The following is a 17766-nucleotide window of genomic DNA, read 5'->3' as shown; positions in this document are numbered from 1 at the left end:
CCGGCGTCGGCCCTCTTCGCGTTATGGTCTTAATAGCTGTACTGAAGGGGCTGATGCACGATGGAGACTCCGAACACCGACCAGGGCCGCACGCCCGATGAGCAGTTCCCCGCCGCCGCAGGGCAGCAGGGGAACACCGGGGACGCAGCGCGAACCGCCGCCGAGGCCACCGTTGCCGAGCGGCAAATCAACATCCTCCGCGACAAGCTGCGCCACATCGACCGGCAGCTTGCCGCCGCCACGCAGAACAACGCCAAGCTCGTGGGGATGCTGGAGACCGCCAAGGCCGAGATCCTTCGGCTGAAGAACGCCCTCGACCAGGAGGGCCAGCCGCCCTACAGCTTCGGCACCATCCTGCAGCTGAACCCGAAACGGCACGTGCCCAACGGCGGCGGCCAGGCCACCACCGAGGAATCGGTGGACATCTTCAATGCCGGCCGCAAGATGCGCGTGGGCATCAGCCCGCTGGTAAACATCAGCCAGCTGGCGGTCGGCCAGGAGGTGCTCCTGAACGAGGCGCTCCTGGTGGTGGCCGGCCTCGGCTACGAACGCGCCGGCGAGTTGGTCACCCTGAAGGAACTCCTCGGCTCCGATCGCGCTCTGGTGGTGGGCCGCGCCGACGAGGAACGCGTCGTCCGGCTCTCCGGCTCGCTGCTGACCCAGAAACTCCGCGTGGGCGACGCGCTCTCGGTCGACACCCGCACCGGCTACGCCCTGGAGAAGGTCCCGCGGTCCGAGGTGGAGAACCTGGTCCTCGAGGAAGTCCCGGACATCACCTACCAGGACATCGGCGGCCTGGGCCCGCAGATCGAGCAGATCCGCGACGCCGTCGAGCTGCCGTTCCTGCACCCGGACCTGTACCGCGAGCACGGGCTCAAGGCTCCCAAGGGCATCCTGCTCTACGGCCCTCCCGGCTGCGGCAAGACCCTGATCGCCAAGGCCGTGGCCAACTCCCTGGCCGCCCGCGCCGCGGAACGCGCCGGCAAGAGCGACATGAAGAGCTACTTCCTCAATATCAAGGGCCCGGAGCTGCTGGACAAGTACGTGGGCGAGACCGAACGGCACATCCGGCTGATCTTCGCCCGCGCCCGGGAGAAGGCGTCCGACGGCAGCCCCGTCGTCGTCTTCTTCGATGAGATGGACTCGCTGTTCCGCACCCGCGGCACCGGCATCTCCTCAGACGTCGAAACGACGATCGTGCCGCAGCTGCTGAGCGAGATTGACGGCGTGGAGCGCCTGGACAACGTGATCGTGATCGGCGCGTCGAACCGCGAGGACATGATCGACCCGGCCATCCTGCGCCCCGGCCGGCTGGACGTGAAGGTAAAGATCCAGCGGCCCGACGCCGAGGCCGCCGCGGACATCTTCAACAAATACATCACCACGGATCTGCCATTCCACGAGTCCGACATCGCCGAGCACCACGGCGACGTCCAGGCCACCGTGGACGCCATGATCCAGCGCACCGTCGAGGCGATGTACTCCACCGAAAAGTCCAACGAATACCTCGAGGTTACCTACGCCAACGGCGACACCGAGATGCTCTACTTCAAGGACTTCAACTCCGGCGCCGTCGTCCAGAACGTGGTGGACCGGGCCAAGAAGTCCGCCATCAAGGACCTGCTCACCACCGGCCAGAAGGGCCTGCGGATCGACCACCTGCTGCACGCCGTGGTGGACGAATTCCGCGAGCACGAGGACATGCCCAACACCACCAACCCGGATGACTGGGCCCGGATCTCCGGCAAGAAGGGCGAACGCATCACGTATATCCGCACCATCGTCCAAGGCAAGGCCGGCCAGGAACCCGGCAAGACAATCGAGACGATGCCCACCACAGGCCAGTACCTGTGACGGCTGGCCCCGCCGCCGGAACCGGCGCCCTGCCCGCCGGCGGCGTGATGCGGGTGATGGGATCAGAAACCGAATACGGGATCCACGCCCCGTCCGCGCCGGGGGCGAACGCCACCATGATGTCCGCCCGGGTGATCCAGGCCTACGCCCAGGTCACCCGCCAGCGGGCCGCCGGCGGAGCGGAAACCCGCTGGGACTACACCGACGAGGAGCCGCTGCACGACGCCCGCGGCTGGACGGTGGAGCGGGCCGCGGCGGATCCCGAGCAGCTGACCGACCGGCCGCCGGTGCTTGATGCCGAGTCGGTGGCGCTGGCCTACGGCCGCGGCGAGCTGGAGCGCGACGGCGAGGACGAGTCCGGCTCGCTGCTGATGAACATGGTCCTGGGCAACGGGGCCCGGCTTTACGTCGACCATGCCCACCCGGAGTATTCCAGCCCCGAGGTCACCAACCCGCACGACGCCGTCGTCTGGGACGCCGCCGGTGACCTGGTGGCCCTGGCCGCCGTGCGCCGGCTGGCCGCCGACCCGGAACTGCCGCCGATCAACCTCTACAAGAACAACACGGACAACAAGTCCGTCTCCTACGGTTCACACGAGAACTACCTGATGCCGCGCTCCGTGCCGTTCGGCGACATCGTCCGCGGCCTGACGCCGTTCTTCATCACCCGACAGGTCATGTGCGGTGCCGGCCGCGTGGGTCTCGGCCAGGACAGCTCCCGCGCCGGCTACCAGATGAGCCAGCGCGCCGACTTCTTCGAGACCGAGGTGGGGCTGGAAACCACCATCCGCCGGCCGATCATCAACACCCGCGACGAACCGCACGCCACGGCGGACAAGTACCGCCGGCTGCACGTCATCATCGGCGACGCCAACTTGAGCGAGGCCGCCAACTACCTCAAGTTCGGCACCACCGCGGCGGTCCTCAGCCTGATCGAAGCGGGCCTGGCCCCGCGGATCGAGGTCCACGACCCGGTGGCGGCGCTGCAGTCCGTCAGCCACGACACGGCCCTGACCGCCACGCTTCGGCTCAAGGACGGCCGCCGCGTCACCGCCCTGGACATCCAGTGGATGTACCACGAGGCCGCGTCCAAGCTCGCCCAGGAGACCGGGGTGGGCGACGCCGTCGACGGCGACGGGCACACCCGCGCGCTGCTGGACCGGTGGGCTGCGACGCTGACCGCGCTCGACGGCGACCGGGCGGCGGCCGCGTCCTCCGTGGAATGGCTGGCCAAGCTGTCCCTGCTGGAGGGCTACCGGCAGCGGGACGGGCTGGACTGGTCCGATGCCCGGCTGGGCCTGGTGGACCTGCAGTGGGCGGACATCCGCCCCGAGAAGGGCCTCTACCACCGGCTCCTCGCCCGCGGCCGGATGCAACGGGTTGCCACGGAGGCGGAGATCCAGCGCGCCGTCGGCGAGCCGCCGTCGGACACCCGGGCCTTTTTCCGAGGCCGCTGCGTCAGCCGTTTCGGGCACGACCTGGTCGGTGCCAGCTGGGATTCGGTGATCTTCGACCTCCCCGGCCGGGGCAAGCTGCAGCGCGTCCCCACCCGCGAACCGCTGCGCGGAACCGAGGCCCTGACCGGCGCTTTGTTCGACCGGCACCAGGACGCCGGGGCGTTCCTGGCCGAGCTGCTGGGCCAGGCGCCGGCCTCCTGACGCCAAAGCCCCCGCAGGGTCCGGCAGCGTGGCAATATGGCTTACAGGAAGTCCCGCGCCGAGCGGGACGGACAGCGAAGGAGAAGATCATGGCAGGCCAGGAGCAGATGCAGCCGCAGTCCCGCGACACCGAGGTCGAGGAGGACGTCGCCCCGCCGCCCGCCGCGCCCGAGGCCCAGGCATCTGAGGCGACCCAGGGCGTGGATGACCTGCTCGACGAAATCGACGGCGTGCTGGAATCCAATGCCGAGGAGTTCGTCCGCGCATTCGTGCAAAAGGGCGGCCAGTAGCCAGCCCCGGGCCGCGGACGGGCCGCGGCAGCCATTGATTCACTACGTGGAGGGAGTGCACCAATGCTGGACAATTCAGCCGACCAGGTGATGGCGGGGGCGTCGTCCTCATTCGCCGAGCACCTGCAACGCTCGCGGCCCGAACTGCTGCCCTACAACGCACTCTCTGCGGGGTCCGGCGCCCCGGCGGGACTGACCGCCGGCCACCTTCCCGGCAACGGCTCGGCCCTGGCCGGCGTGCCACACGCCACCACGATCGTCGCCCTGACCTACGCCGGGGGAGTCCTGATGGCGGGGGACCGGCGCGCAACGATGGGCAACATGATCGCCAGCCGGCACATCGAAAAGGTCTTCCCCGCCGACCGCTACTCTGTGCTGGGCATCGCCGGGACCGCCGGCATCGCCATCGACATCACGCGGCTCTTCCAGGTCGAGCTCGAACACTACGAGAAGATCGAAGGCACCCAGCTGAGCCTGGACGGCAAGGCCAACCGCCTCGGCGCCATGGTCCGCGGCAACCTCCCGATGGCCATGCAGGGCCTGGCCGTGGTCCCGCTGTTCGCCGGCTTCGACCGCACGGCGGGCATCGGCCGGCTGTTCTCCTACGACGTGACCGGCGGCCGCTACGAGGAGCAGGAGCACCACGCCGTCGGCTCCGGCTCCGTCTTCGCCCGCGGCGCGCTGAAGAAACTGTGGCGGCCGGGGCTCAGCGGCGCCGACGCCGTCCAGGTGTCCGTCGAGGCCCTCTACGACGCCGCCGACGACGACTCCGCCACCGGCGGGCCCGACCCCGTACGGCAGCTTTGGCCCGTGGTCTACACCGTCGACCGGGCCGGCGCGGTCCGGGTCCCCGAAGCGCAGCTGGCCGCCGTGGCCGGCGGCATCATCGACGCCCGCACGGCCGCACAGAGGGAGGCCTGAGATGACCCAGCAGTTCTACGTCTCCCCGGAACAACTCATGAAGGACCGGGCCGACTTCGCCCGGAAGGGTATTTCCCGGGGCCGGTCCGTGGTGGTGGTCAGCTGCCGGGACGGCATCGCCCTGGTGGCGGAGAACCCCTCCCCGTCGCTGCACAAGATCGGCGAGATCTACGACAAGATCGCCTTCGCCGCGGTCGGCAAGTACAACGAGTTCGAGAGCCTCCGGCAGGCGGGGGTGCGCTACGCCGACGTCCGCGGCTACTCCTACGACCGTGAGGACGTCACCGCGCGCGGCCTGGCCAGTGTCTACGCCCAGAGCCTGGGGGCCGTGTTCACCGCGGAGCAGAAGCCTTTCGAGGTGGAGCTGGCCGTCGCCGAGGTGGGACCCGTCCAGGAGGCGGACCACCTCTACAGGCTTACCTTCGACGGTTCGATCGCCGATGAACAGGGCTTCATCGTGATGGGCGGACAGGCCGACAAGGTTTCCGAGGCCGTGGCCGACGGCTGGCGCGGGGACCTCGACTTCGGCGGGGCCATCCGGCTCGCGCTGGCCGGCCTCGTGGCGGACCGGGACGCGGACGCGCTGCCGGTCACCGCCGTCGAGGTGGCCGTCCTGGACCGCGGCTCGGAAACCGCGCGCGGCACCCGGCGGGCCTTCCGCCGGCTCGACGACGCCGAACTTGCCGCGCTGCTGGCGGAGGGAAACTAACATGGACAAGAGAATTTTCGGCATCGAAACCGAATTCGGGATCTCCTATTCGAGCCCGGAGTCCCGGCCGCTCGCCCCGGAGGAAGTGGCCCGCTACCTGTTCCGCAAGGTGGTCAGCTGGGGACGCTCCTCCAATGTGTTCCTCACCAACGGCTCACGGCTATACCTGGACGTTGGATCGCACCCGGAGTACGCCACCGCCGAGTGCGATGACCTGGTGCAGCTGATCGCCCACGACCGCGCCGGCGAGCTGATCCTGGATGACCTCGTGGCCGAGGCGCAGGAGCGGCTCGCCGCCGAGGGTTTCAACGGCACCGTCTACCTGTTCAAGAACAACACCGACTCGGCCGGAAACTCCTACGGCAGCCACGAGAATTACCTCATCCCGCGCCGCGGCGAGTTCTCCCGGCTGGCCGAGATCCTGATCCCGTTCCTGGTCACCCGCCAACTGATTGCGGGTGCCGGCAAGATCCTGAAGACCCCGCACGGCGCCACCTACGCGTTCTCCCAGCGCGCGGACCACATCTGGGAGGGCGTCTCTTCGGCCACCACCAGGTCCCGGCCGATCATCAACACCCGGGATGAGCCGCACGCCGACGCCGAGTTCTACCGGCGCCTGCACGTGATCGTGGGCGACTCGAACATGTCCGAGACCACCACGCTCCTCAAGGTCGGCACGGTGGACCTGATCCTGCGGATGATCGAGGCCGGGGTAATCATGCGCGACATGCGGATGGAGAACCCGATTCGGAGCATCCGCGAGATTTCCCACGACCTGACCGGCCGGGCCCTGGTCCGTCTGGCCAACGGGCGGCAGCTCACCGCCCTGGAGATCCAGCGCGAATACCTCAACAAGGTCACCGAGTTCGTGGCGGACAAGGGCGCGCACAACGCCCACGTCCCGCTGATCCTGGACCTCTGGGAGCGGACGCTGGACGCGATCGAGAGCGGGGACACAAGCGCCATCGACACCGAGGTGGACTGGGCCATCAAGAAGAAGCTGATGGACAGCTACCGGACCCGGCACGGTCTGGAACTGGACGCCCCCAGGATCGCGCAGCTGGACCTGACCTACCATGACATCTCGCGCAGCCGCGGGCTGTTCTACCTGCTCCAGTCCCGCGGCGCAGCCCGGCGACTGGTGGACGACACCGCGGTCAAGGACGCAGTCGACGCCCCGCCGCAGACCACCCGTGCCAAGCTCCGCGGCGACTTCGTCCGGCGGGCCCAGGAACTGGGCCGGGACTACACGGTCGACTGGGTCCACCTCAAGCTCAACGACCGCGCCCACCAGACCATCCTCTGCAAGGATCCGTTCCGCAGCGTGGACGACCGGGTGGATGCCCTGCTGGACTCTATGGGCTGATACCCAGCTTTCCGCGTTACTCTGGAGAAGGTGCCGTTTCCCGGCAACCGCTTGCCTTGCCGCCGGCATGAGCCCGGCATGGCGTCCATCCTGCCCCGACGAAAGTTCTTACGTGCGCCGACTACTAGCAATTCTTCTTCCCGGACTGCTGCTGCTCACCGCCTGCGGTGGCGGCGACAAGGCGGCCCCGGAGCCCACCAGCCAGTCCGCCGGCGAGACCGCGAAGCTGGACTCGCTGAAACTGACCGACAACGGTGACAAGAAGGCCCCCGGCGTCGACTTCACCAAGCCGCTGGAGGTCAAGGACCCCACCATCAAGGTGGTCACCGAAGGCAACGGCGACAAGGTTAAGGCCAACCAGGTCGCAGACATCTCGATCGTCGCGTTCAACGGCAAGGACGGCTCCACTGTTGAGGACACCTTCCCGAAGGACCCGGAGAAGCTCGAACTCAACGACGACCTGAAGTCCGGCAGCGCCGTCATCTACAACGCGTTCGTCGGCGCCAAGGTCGGCTCCCAGCTGGCCCTCGCCGTCCCCGGCCAGGCCGGCGCCGAGGGTGCCCCCGCGCAGCCCTCGCAGCTGATCGTCATCAAGATCCTCGCCGCCAAGGACGCCCCGAAGGTCCTCGACAAGCCCGAAGGCGACGCCGTGACGCCGCCGGCCGGCCTGCCGACCGTAAAGGATAACGACAAGGGTGTTCCGGTCATCTCCGTCAACGGCGTAGCGGCACCGACCGCGCTCGTCTCCCAGGACCTGATCAAGGGCAAGGGACAGGCCATCAAGGAGACCGACACCATCACGGTGAACTACGTCGGAGCGACCCTCGCCGACGGCAAGGTCTTCGACTCCAGCTTCGACAGCGGCAAGAAGGCCTCCTTCCCGCTCAACGGCGTGATCAAGGGCTGGACCCAGGGCCTGGCCGGCAAGACCGTCGGCTCCCGCGTCCTCCTGGTCGTTCCCAAGGCCCTCGCCTACCCCGACGCCACTGCCGCCAGCGGCCAGCCGGTCGGCGACCTCGTGTTCGTCGTCGACATCCTCGGCGTCAAGTAACCCTTCCGCATTCCGCACCACACCCAAGCACCCCCGAAGGAGCACACATGTCATTTGGACAGCGCAACCTCGACCGCCAGAAGCCCGAGATCGACTTCCCGGAAGGCGATGTCCCCACCGAGCTGGTCATCAAGGACCTGATCGAGGGCGACGGCGCCGAGGCCAAGGCCGGCGACACCGTGTCCACCCACTACGTGGGCGTGGCCTGGTCCACCGGTGAAGAATTCGACGCCTCCTGGGGCCGCGGCGCACCGCTGGACTTCCGGGTCGGCGTCGGCCAGGTCATCCAGGGCTGGGACCAGGGCCTCCTGGGCATGAAGGTCGGCGGCCGCCGCCGGCTCGAGATCCCCTCCGAACTGGCCTACGGCTCCCGTGGCGCCGGCGGAGCGATCGGCCCCAACGAGGCCCTGATCTTCGTGGTCGACCTCGTGGCCGTCCGCTAAGGGCGTACCACCCCCGCCGGGCCCTAAGTCCGGCACCTTCCGCGGCGGCGCGGCACCCAGGAGGAAACAACTTCCCCGGGTGCCGCGCTTCCGCCGTTTAATGCCGCGGAACTTTAGTAGCCTTGCGGGGTGTCCGCCTCACGTACCGAACGTCTCCTGAACCTGCTGATCGCGCTGCTGAACACCACCTACGGCCTGCGCCGCGGAGAGCTGCGCCGCAAGGTCTACCACGACACCACCAGCTCCGAGGCCGCCTTCGGGCGGATGTTCGAACGGGACAAGGACGAACTCCGCCGCTTCGGCTTCGAGGTGGAGACCGTCATGGACAAGGGCTGGGGCTCTGACGACCCGGCCACCACCCGCTACCGGATCGGCAAGGAATCCAACCGACTGCCGGACGTGAGCCTCACCCCGGAGGAATCCGCGGTCCTCATGCTGGCGGCCCAGCTGTGGGAGCAGGCAGCGCTGGGCTCCGCCGCCCGCAACGCCGTCCGCAAGCTCCAGGCCGCCGGCGGCCTGGCCGACGCCGAGCTCCCCGCCGGCGTCCAGCCCCGGATCCGCCCCGCCGGGCAGGGCTTCGAAGACCTGGTCACCGCCGTCCACGCCCAGCACCCGGTGGCGTTCGCCTACCGCGCAAGCAGCACCGGCCGCGAGGAACAGCGCACCGTGGAACCCTGGGGCCTTGGCAGCCGCTTCGGCCAGTGGTACCTGATCGGCTACGACCGTAGCCGCAAGGACAAGCGGTTCTTCCGGCTCTCCCGGTTCACCTCCGCCGTCACGGTCCTGGAGCAGGAAACCTTCACTCCGCCTCCGGCCTTCAACGTCCGCGACCAGCTCGCGGCCCTGCCCGAACTGCCCGTCCGGCACGCCGCCGTCGACGTCGCCGCGGGCTCCCTGCCGGGGCTGCGGCGGCACGCGGCGGACCCCGGCGCAGTGGACACGGCGACCGGAGCGGACGGTGGAGCGGACGACGGCGGAGCGGCCCAGCGCGAGGGCTACGACCGGCTGCTGGTGCCGTACCGGGACGAGGAGACGTTGGCCGCCGAGCTCGCTGCGTACGGGGCGAAGGCCGTCGTCGCCGGCCCGGCCCCGCTGCGGGACGCGGTGCTGCGCCGGCTGGAAGCCGCGGCGGAGTTTGCGGCCGCCCCGGTGCCCGCCGTCGACTTCGCCCCCGCCGGACCGCAGGCAGGGAAGCGCACCCGCAAACGCACCTCCGAAGACCAGCTCAAGCGCATGCTCCAGCTGATCCCGTTCCTGGTGCACAACCAGGGACTGCACATCAGCGAAGTGGCCGACCGCTTTGGCGTCACCCGGAAGGTGCTCGAGGAGGACCTGCAAATCCTGATCTGCTCCGGCCTCCCGGAGGGCTACCCGGACGACCTGCTGGACATCCGCTGGGACGACGACCACGTCTTCATCATCCAGGACCTGGACCTCACCCGGCCCGTCCGCTTCACCGTCGATGAGGCCTGCGCGCTGCTCACCGGCCTGGAGGCGCTCAACGGGCTGCCGGGCATCGCGGAGGGCGGAGCCCTGGAGTCCGTGACCCTCAAGCTCATGGCCGCCGCCGGCGAGGAGGGCCTCAAGGCCGCCGCCCTCTCCGGTCCCGAGGTCACCCCGCAGGACTCGGCGGCGCTGGAGACCGCACGGGAGGCCATCCGCTCCGGCTCCCAGCTGCACCTGCAGTACCTCGCCCCGCAACGGGACGCCGTCTCCGAACGTGACATCGACCCGCTGCGCCTCTACTCCCTGGACAGCACCTGGTACCTCGAGGCCTACTGCCACTCGGCACGGGCGGTCCGGAACTTCCGCCTCGACCGGATCCAGGACCTGCGCCCCAACGGACGCCCGGTGACCGCCGCCGGAGCGCCCGCCGACGGTTTCCCGGTGAAGCTCTTCACCCCGAACGACGACGACGCCGTTGTGGTCCTCGAACTGACACCGCGCGGCGCTGGCCTGGCGGACGAATACTACGCCGAACGCACCGCCCCGCTGCCCAGGGGCAACCTCCTGGCCGAGGTGCGCTTCGGCAGCACCGACTGGGTGCCGATGCTGATGGCCCGCCACGGCGGCGACGCCCGCGTGGTGGCCCCTTCGGGGCTCGCCGCCGACGCCGCCCGCTGGCTGGCCGCCGCGCTGGAATCGTACGGCGCGGCCGGACACCCCCCGGCTCCGGCGCACCAGCGGCGGCAGCGCGGCTAGACTGAACAGCATGCCTTGGTGGTCCTGGATCCTGCTCTGGACGGCGCTGATTGCGTTGTCGCTGCTCTTCATCGGTGTGCTCGGCGTGCGGTTGTTCCGGCAGTTCATGGCCACCCTCAAGGATCTCGGTGAAGCGGGGGACCGGCTCGCGGCCTTCGGGGCGGCGCCGTCCACTCCCGGTTCAGCCGTTGTTCATGTGGACGGCCTAGGCTCGGACGGCGGAACGGCCGACGACGGCGCCCCGGGTCCTGTGACGGCTCCGGGCGCGGCGGTTTTTGCCGCTCCCGCGCTGATGCGTCAGAATTACCATGCATCCAAAGCGGCACGGCAGGAAGCCCGGCGCATTCGCCGGATCCGGCGAAAAACGGAACGTGGCCAGCCGCAGGCACTGCGGGACCTCGATATCCGTTAGTCATTAGGATGTACCTAAACGAAAGGACCACCCAGCATGAGGCTTGAAGGCTGGCATCTCATCATCATCATCGTCCTGGCACTGGTGCTGTTCGCAGCGCCGAAGCTGCCGGGGATGGCCCGCAGCCTGGGTCAGTCGATGCGGATTTTCAAGTCCGAGGTCCGCGAAATGAAAAAGGACGGCAAGCCCGAGGCCGAGGTTGACCCGGACGCCGTCGAGGGCCGCGTGGTCAACCACCCCCGGACCGCAGGCCCCGAAGGCCACCCCGGCGGCGGGACCGACGTTCCCCCGTCCACGCGCGCCTAGAACCACATGGCAGTGACCATGAACCGTCGGTCGAACCCCGAGGGCCGGATGGCCCTGATCGATCACTTCAAAGAGCTGCGCAACCGGCTCTTTAAGTCGGCGATCGCCGTTGTGCTGGGCACGGTCGTCGGCTTCCTGGTTTACCAGCCCATCCTCGCGGCCCTGATCAAACCGATCCGGGACCTCAACGAGCACGAGGGCCGGCAGGCGTCGCTGAACTTCGACGGCGTCGCCAGCTCCTTCGACCTGATGATCCAGGTCTCCGTGTTCCTCGGCCTTCTGGTGGCCAGCCCGGTCTGGATCTACCAGCTCTGGGCCTTCATCGTGCCCGGGCTGCACAAAAAGGAACGCCGCTTGGCGCTCTCCTTCGTGGCCGCGGCCGTCCCGCTCTTCGTCGGCGGCGTGCTGCTGGCCTGGCTGGTGCTGCCGAATGCGGTCCGGGTTCTCACCGAGTTCACCCCCTCCGGCGGCTCCAACTTCATCAGCGCCCAGGTCTACCTGTCCTTCGTGCTGCGCCTGCTCCTGGCCTTCGGCATCGCGTTCCTGCTGCCGGTGGTGCTGTTTGGACTCAACCTGGCCGGACTGGTCAAGGGCCGCCAGCTGCTCAAGAGCTGGCGCATCACCGTCTTCCTGGTCTGCCTGTTCGCGGCGATGGCCGCCCCCGGCGCGGACGCGACCAGCATGTTCTACCTGGCCGTGCCGATGCTGGTGCTGTTCTTCACCGCGATCGGGTTGTGCCTGCTCAACGACCGGCGCCGCGAGAAGAAGGCGGCGAAGATCGACGCCGAGACCGAGGCCACGGCCGACCGCGCCACCCCCAGCTCCGAACTGGAGAATCTCTAGGCCGGAGCGCATTAGGCTGGAAGCATGTCGTTGAACCCTGAGCCCGAGTCGCCCTCCGAGCGCTACCGGGCCAGCGTCGAACGGGCCGCCGAGGCCAGGACCTACCTGGGTGGTTTCACCCGTTCGCTCGCCTTTGACCTTGACCCGTTCCAGCGCGAGGCCTGCCTGTCCCTGCAGGCCGGCCGCGGGGTGCTGGTGGCCGCGCCCACCGGCGCCGGCAAGACCATCGTCGGCGAGTTCGCCATTTACCTGGCCCTGCAGCGCGGCCTCAAGGCGTTCTACACCACGCCCATCAAGGCCCTCAGCAACCAGAAGTACACCGAGCTGGCCGGCAAGTACGGCGCCGACAACGTCGGCCTGCTGACCGGTGACACCAGCATCAACGGCGAGGCCCCCGTGGTGGTGATGACCACCGAGGTGCTGCGCAACATGCTCTACGCCGGCTCCGAGACCCTGGACGACCTGGGCTTCGTGGTGATGGACGAGGTGCACTACCTCGCCGACCGGTTCCGCGGTGCGGTCTGGGAGGAAGTGATCATCCACCTCCCCAGCGAGGTCCAGGTGGCCTCGCTCAGCGCCACCGTATCCAACGCCGAGGAATTCGGCGCCTGGCTGGACACCGTCCGCGGCCAGACCGACGTCATCGTCTCCGAACACCGGCCCATCCCGCTCTGGCAGCACGTCATGGTGGGCCGGAAGATCGTTGACCTCTTTGCCGGCGACACCACCTTCGACGAGGTCGCCGCCGCCGGGCCGTCTGATGCGGACGACGTCGCCGCGGGCGACGGGGTCACCGTTGCCGGCACCCTCGAGGGTGGCACGACAGACGACGGCGGCAGCCGCCCCGCGGCGCCCGCCAAGCGCCGGGCCATCACCGAAAAGGCCGGCTTCGAGGTCAACCCGGAACTGCTCTCGATGGCCAAGGCCGAGAGCCAGATGAACTTCCGCGGACGGTTCGGCCACGGCGGCCGCAGCCAGCGCCGGCACCGGAACCAGCGCGACGAGGCGCCCCAGTCCGCGCAGCGCAGCCCGGTCCGGAAGGCCAGCCGCCCGCAGGTGATCGCCAGCCTGGACCGGATGGATCTGCTCCCCGCCATCACCTTCATCTTCTCCCGGGCCGGCTGCGACGCCGCGGTTGCCCAGTGCGTTTCGGCCGGGCTCTGGCTGACCACGGAGAAGGAACAGGCGATCATCGCCAGCCGCGTGGATGAGGCCGCCCAGGACATTCCCTCCGACGACCTGGACGTCCTGGGCTTCTGGAGCTGGCGGGACGGGCTGCTTCGCGGCCTGGCCGCCCACCACGCCGGCATGCTGCCCACCTTCAAGGAGGTAGTGGAGAAGCTCTTCGTCGACGGCCTGGTCAAGGCCGTGTTCGCCACCGAGACGCTGGCCCTGGGTGTGAACATGCCCGCCCGCTGCGTCGTGCTTGAAAAGCTCGACAAGTTCAACGGTGAGGCGCACGTGAACATCACGGCGGGGGAGTACACCCAGCTCACCGGCCGCGCCGGACGCCGCGGCATCGACGTCGAGGGCCACGCGGTCGTGCTCTGGCAGCCCGGCACCGACCCGGCGGCGGTCGCAGGCCTCGCCTCCCGCCGCACCTACCCGCTCAACTCGAGCTTCCGGCCCACCTACAACATGTCGATCAACCTCGTGGCCCAATTCGGCAGGGCCCGGGCACGCGAGATCCTCGAATCCTCGTTCGCGCAGTTCCAGGCCGACCGGTCCGTAGTGGGCCTGGCCAAGCAGGTCCGCAGCCGGGAGGAGTCGCTGGCCGGCTTCCACAAGGCCATGACCTGCCACCTGGGCGACTTCACCGAATACATCCGGATCCGCAGGGCCCTCTCCGAGGCCGAAAAGTCGGCGTCGCAGAACTCCTCGCGGGCCCGCAAATCCGTCACCGAGGACTCCCTGAGCCGGCTGCTGCCCGGCGACGTCGTCGACGTGCCCTCCGGCCGCACGCCCGGTCTCGCCGTCGTCCTCAGCTCCGACCACCAGTCGCGCGAACCGCGACCGGCCGTCATGACCATGGAGCACCAGTTGCGCCGGATCGGCCTGCACGACCTCGAGGGCCCCATCAGCCCCCTGACCCGGGTGCGGATCCCGAAGTCGTTCAACGCCAAGGTGCCCAAGTCCCGCCGGGACCTGGCCTCCTCCGTGCACAACGCGCTGCGGGAGAACAGGCCGCCGGCGCCGCCGAATCGCAACGAGGACTTCGGCCGCGCCGCCGCGGCGCCCAATCTGGAGCGGAAGATCACCGAGCTGCGGCGGGAACTGCGTGCCCACCCCTGCCACGGCTGCAGCGAACGCGAGGACCACGCCCGCTGGTCCGAGCGCTGGTGGAAGCTCCGGCAGGAGACCGACGGCCTGGTCCGCCAGATCCAGGGCCGGACCAACACCATCGCCAAGACCTTCGACAGGGTCTGCGGTGTCCTCTCCGCGTACGGCTACCTGGAAACAGGGGAGTCCGGAACGGTCTCGATCAGCCCTGACGGGCAGCGGCTGCGCCGGATCTACGGCGAGAAGGACCTGCTGATTTCCCAGTCGCTGCGCCTCGGAGCGTTCAGTGACCTGGATGCCGCCGAGATCGCGGCCCTCGCCAGCGTGCTGGTTTACCAGGCGAAACGCGAGGACCGCGGCCTGCGGCCCAAGATGCCGAGCGTTTCGCTGGAGTCCGCGGTCGACATTGTGGTCCGGGAATGGTCCGCGCTGGAGGACGTCGAGGAGGCGAACAAGCTGCCCCTGACCGGGGAACCGGAGCTGGGGCTGGTCTGGCCGGTCTTCAAGTGGGCCAAGGGCCGGCACCTTCAGGAGGTGCTCAGCGGCACGGACCTGGCCGCCGGCGACTTCGTCCGCTGGGTCAAGCAAATCATCGACCTGCTGGACCAGCTGGCCAAGATCCCCGGGCTTGAACCCAGGGTGTCGCGGCTCTGCTCCGATGCCATCAGCCTGGTCAAGCGCGGCGTCGTCGCCTACTCGGCCGTCGCCTAACGCCGGTCAGCTCCCTGGCCCCCACCAGATTCACGGCGGTTCCGGCCGCCCACCGCAGTCACGCCGCCGGAGTGCCCGGCGGCCCGCAGTAAGGAGTTCATTGTCCATGACCGCTTCACCCTCCGAGTCCCGGCCCGCCACCACCGAGCGTAAGGTCACGCTGTACCGCAACGGCTCGGTCTATACCGCGGCCGACCCCTTCGCGACGGCGATGCTGGTGGACGGGGACACGGTGGCGTGGGTGGGGTCTGAGCAGGCCGCCACCTCCATCGCGGACGACTCGATGACCATCGTCGACCTGCAGGGCGCGCTGCTGGCCCCGGGCTTCGTCGATTCCCACGTGCACCTGACCGAGACCGGCATCGCGCTCGAATCCCTGCAGCTGGGCCAGGTGCGCTCCGGCGCCGAGCTGCTCGACGCCGTCGCCCGCCACGCCGCCGCGGCATCCGGCAGCAGCACGGGAGCCGGGTCCGACGGCGGGACGATCCTGGGCCACGGCTGGGACGAGTCCCAGTGGTCCGATCCGACCCTGCCCGGCCGCGAGGAACTTGAGCGCGCCGCCGGCGGCCGCCCGGTCTACCTGTCCCGGGTTGATGTCCACTCCGCGCTGGTCTCCGCGTCCCTTGCCACCGCCGCCGGGCTGCCCGGACTCGACGGCTTCGGCGCCGACGGCCAGGTCAAGCGGGCCGCGCACACGGCCGCCCGCCGCGCCGCCCGGGATCTCCCGGCCGCCGCGCTGCGCGGCTACCAGCAGGCGGCGCTGGCCCGGGCAGCCGCCAACGGTTACGTGGCCCTGGCCGAGATGGGCGCCCCGCATATCGGCGGCGTCGAGGACCTGCGGATCGCCGCAGGCTGGAACGACGCCGGCCGTCCCGGCCCCGCCACGGCCGAGGTGCTGCCGTACTGGGGCCAGCTGGCCGGCTCGGAGGCCGAGGCCAGGTCCATCCTGGCGGACCTGGGCGTCTCCGTCCTCGGCCTGGCCGGTGACCTGAACATGGATGGCTCCATCGGCTCCCGGACCGCGGCGCTGCGCGAGGACTACGCGGATGCACCGGGGGAGCGGGGCACCCGGTACCTCTCGGTCGATGAGGCCGCCGCCCACATCGCCGCTTGCTCGCAGCTGGGCCTGCAGGCCGGCTTCCACGTGATCGGCGACGCCGGCCTGGACGCCGCCCTCGAGGCGCTGGACCAGGCCGCGTCCGAGGTGGGCGAGCAGCGCGTGCGCGCCGCCGGCCATCGCCTGGAACACGTCGAACTGGCCGACGCCGCCGCGATCGAGCGCCTGGCCAAGTACTCGGTGACGGTCAGCGCCCAGCCGGTCTTCGACGCCCTGTGGGGCGGCCCGGACAGCCTCTACGCGCGGCGCCTCGGCGGCCGGCAGCAGGGCATGAACCCCTTCGGGTCCTTCTACTCCGCCGGCGTGCCGGTGTGCTTCGGCAGCGACAGCCCCGTCACCCCGCTGAGCCCCTGGTCCAGCGTCCGGGCCTGCCTGGAACACCACGACGAGGGCGAACGCATCTCCGCGCGGGCAGCCTTCCTGGGACACACCCGCGCCGGCTGGCGCGCGGCCCGCTACCGGAACCCGATGGCGGGCCAGCTGGTCCCCGGCGCCCCGGCCAGCTTCGCGGTCTGGGAGGTCGAGGAACTCATGGTCCAGGTGGCCGACGGCCGGGTGCAGTCCTGGAGCACCGACCCGCGCGCCCGCACGCCGCTGCTCCCGGCACTGGACACCGGCAGCGACCCGGTCTGCCTGCAGACCGTCCGCGACGGCGTTGAACTCTACGCGAGCGGTTCGCTGGGCCGCTGACCCGCCGCCGGCGCGGCCCGAACGGCCCGCCGGCGCCCGGACTCCCTGTCTATAATGGGAAGCTGTGCCCGTCGTCGGCTCCCGCCGACCATCCCGGCCTGCCGACCGCTCCCTCCAAGGAAAGGCCCCGCTGTGCGTGTCCTCACGATCATCCCGACTTACAACGAGCTGGAATCGTTGCCCAAGACCCTTGGACGCCTGCGCACCGCCGTGCCCGCCTCCGACGTGCTGGTGGTCGATGACAACAGCCCCGACGGTACCGGCGCGCTGGCCGACCGGATGGCGGCTGAGGACAGCCAGGTCCACGTGCTGCACCGGGCGGGCAAGGCCGGCCTGGGTGCCGCCTACATCGCGGGCTTCAAGTGGGGCCTCGACGCCGGCTACGACATCCTCGTGGAGATGGACGCCGACGGTTCGCACAAGCCCGAGCAGCTGCCGCAGCTGATCGAGGCCGTGGAGCAGGGCGCCGACCTGGCGATGGGTTCCCGCTGGGTTCCCGGCGGCAGCGTGGTCAACTGGCCGCTGTACCGCCAGGCGATTTCCCGCGTCGGCAGCACCTACGCCCGCATCATGCTCGGCGTGAACATCAAGGACGTCACCGGCGGCTTCCGCGCGTTCCGCCGCAGCACCCTGGAGGAGCTGAACCTGGATTCGGTCGATTCGGTGGGCTACGGCTTCCAGGTGGACCTGGCCTGGCGCGTCGCCCGGCTGGGCCTGACCATCGTCGAACGCCCCATCACCTTCGTCGAGCGTGAGCTGGGCGCCTCCAAGATGAGCGGCAACATCGTGGTGGAAGCCATGATCAACGTCACCAAGTGGGGCCTGACCGCCCGCTGGAACACCCTGAGCCACAAGCTCGGCCCCAAGTAGCCAGGGGCCGACCGGCACAACGGCGCAGGCAAAGCAGACAAAC

Annotated in this window: 15 protein-coding genes; all 15 read left to right on the top strand. The window is 69.6% G+C overall.

Translation table 11 applies throughout. The features are described from left to right. Positions 1–60: 60 nt before the first annotated feature. The 15 genes from arc (at position 61) to ABC337_RS16945 (ending at position 17723) form a co-directional block, all read left to right on the top strand. Entirely contained in the window at positions 61–1854 is a 1794-nt protein-coding gene (gene arc / locus ABC337_RS17015) for a proteasome ATPase (RefSeq protein ID WP_412882969.1), read from the top strand. Between the two features lie 47 nt (positions 1855–1901). After that, positions 1902–3512: a depupylase/deamidase Dop gene (gene dop / locus ABC337_RS17010; RefSeq protein WP_412883264.1), complete on the top strand. Its 1611-nt coding sequence runs from the start codon at positions 1902–1904 to the stop codon at positions 3510–3512. A gap of 89 nt (positions 3513–3601) precedes the next feature. Next, complete coding sequence (locus ABC337_RS17005; RefSeq protein ID WP_290257843.1) at positions 3602–3802, top strand: ubiquitin-like protein Pup; 201 nt, start codon at positions 3602–3604, stop codon at positions 3800–3802. Positions 3803–3865: 63 nt separating this feature from the next. After that, positions 3866–4723, top strand: a complete 858-nt coding sequence (gene prcB, locus ABC337_RS17000) for a proteasome subunit beta (protein WP_412882970.1) — start codon at positions 3866–3868, stop codon at positions 4721–4723. A gap of 1 nt (position 4724) precedes the next feature. Beyond that, positions 4725–5432 carry a proteasome subunit alpha gene (gene prcA, locus ABC337_RS16995; protein ID WP_290257841.1) on the top strand — a complete coding sequence of 236 codons (708 nt, stop codon included), beginning with the start codon at positions 4725–4727 and terminating at the stop codon, positions 5430–5432. A 1-nt stretch (position 5433) separates the two neighbouring features. Continuing rightward, positions 5434–6798, top strand: coding sequence for a Pup--protein ligase (gene pafA / locus ABC337_RS16990; protein WP_400159034.1), 1365 nt, complete (start codon positions 5434–5436; stop codon positions 6796–6798). A 112-nt stretch (positions 6799–6910) separates the two neighbouring features. Beyond that, a complete protein-coding gene (locus ABC337_RS16985) occupies positions 6911–7849 on the top strand; it encodes an FKBP-type peptidyl-prolyl cis-trans isomerase (protein WP_412882971.1) in 939 nt (312 codons plus the stop codon). Between the two features lie 47 nt (positions 7850–7896). Continuing rightward, entirely contained in the window at positions 7897–8292 is a 396-nt protein-coding gene (locus tag ABC337_RS16980) for an FKBP-type peptidyl-prolyl cis-trans isomerase (protein WP_290257838.1), read from the top strand. Positions 8293–8421: 129 nt separating this feature from the next. Then, positions 8422–10494, top strand: a complete 2073-nt coding sequence (locus ABC337_RS16975; RefSeq protein WP_412882972.1) for a helix-turn-helix transcriptional regulator — start codon at positions 8422–8424, stop codon at positions 10492–10494. Positions 10495–10504: 10 nt separating this feature from the next. Next, positions 10505–10906, top strand: a complete 402-nt coding sequence (locus ABC337_RS16970) for a hypothetical protein (protein ID WP_290257836.1) — start codon at positions 10505–10507, stop codon at positions 10904–10906. A gap of 36 nt (positions 10907–10942) precedes the next feature. Further along, entirely contained in the window at positions 10943–11212 is a 270-nt protein-coding gene (gene tatA / locus ABC337_RS16965) for a Sec-independent protein translocase subunit TatA (protein WP_290257835.1), read from the top strand. A 48-nt stretch (positions 11213–11260) separates the two neighbouring features. Continuing rightward, complete coding sequence (gene tatC / locus ABC337_RS16960; protein ID WP_364135829.1) at positions 11261–12055, top strand: twin-arginine translocase subunit TatC; 795 nt, start codon at positions 11261–11263, stop codon at positions 12053–12055. A 24-nt stretch (positions 12056–12079) separates the two neighbouring features. Then, entirely contained in the window at positions 12080–15046 is a 2967-nt protein-coding gene (locus tag ABC337_RS16955; RefSeq protein WP_412882973.1) for a DEAD/DEAH box helicase, read from the top strand. A gap of 106 nt (positions 15047–15152) precedes the next feature. Continuing rightward, entirely contained in the window at positions 15153–16853 is a 1701-nt protein-coding gene (locus tag ABC337_RS16950; protein WP_412882974.1) for an amidohydrolase, read from the top strand. A gap of 132 nt (positions 16854–16985) precedes the next feature. Continuing rightward, on the top strand, positions 16986–17723 hold the full coding sequence (locus ABC337_RS16945; protein WP_412882975.1) for a polyprenol monophosphomannose synthase: 738 nt from the start codon (positions 16986–16988) through the stop codon (positions 17721–17723). The last annotated feature ends 43 nt before the right edge of the window (positions 17724–17766 follow it).

The sequence above is a fragment of the Arthrobacter phoenicis genome, assembly GCF_047238215.1.
Taxonomy (GTDB): Bacteria; Actinomycetota; Actinomycetes; order Actinomycetales; family Micrococcaceae; genus Arthrobacter.
Note: the sequence above shows the minus strand (reverse complement) of the source record. Positions and strands in the feature narration are given on the sequence as shown.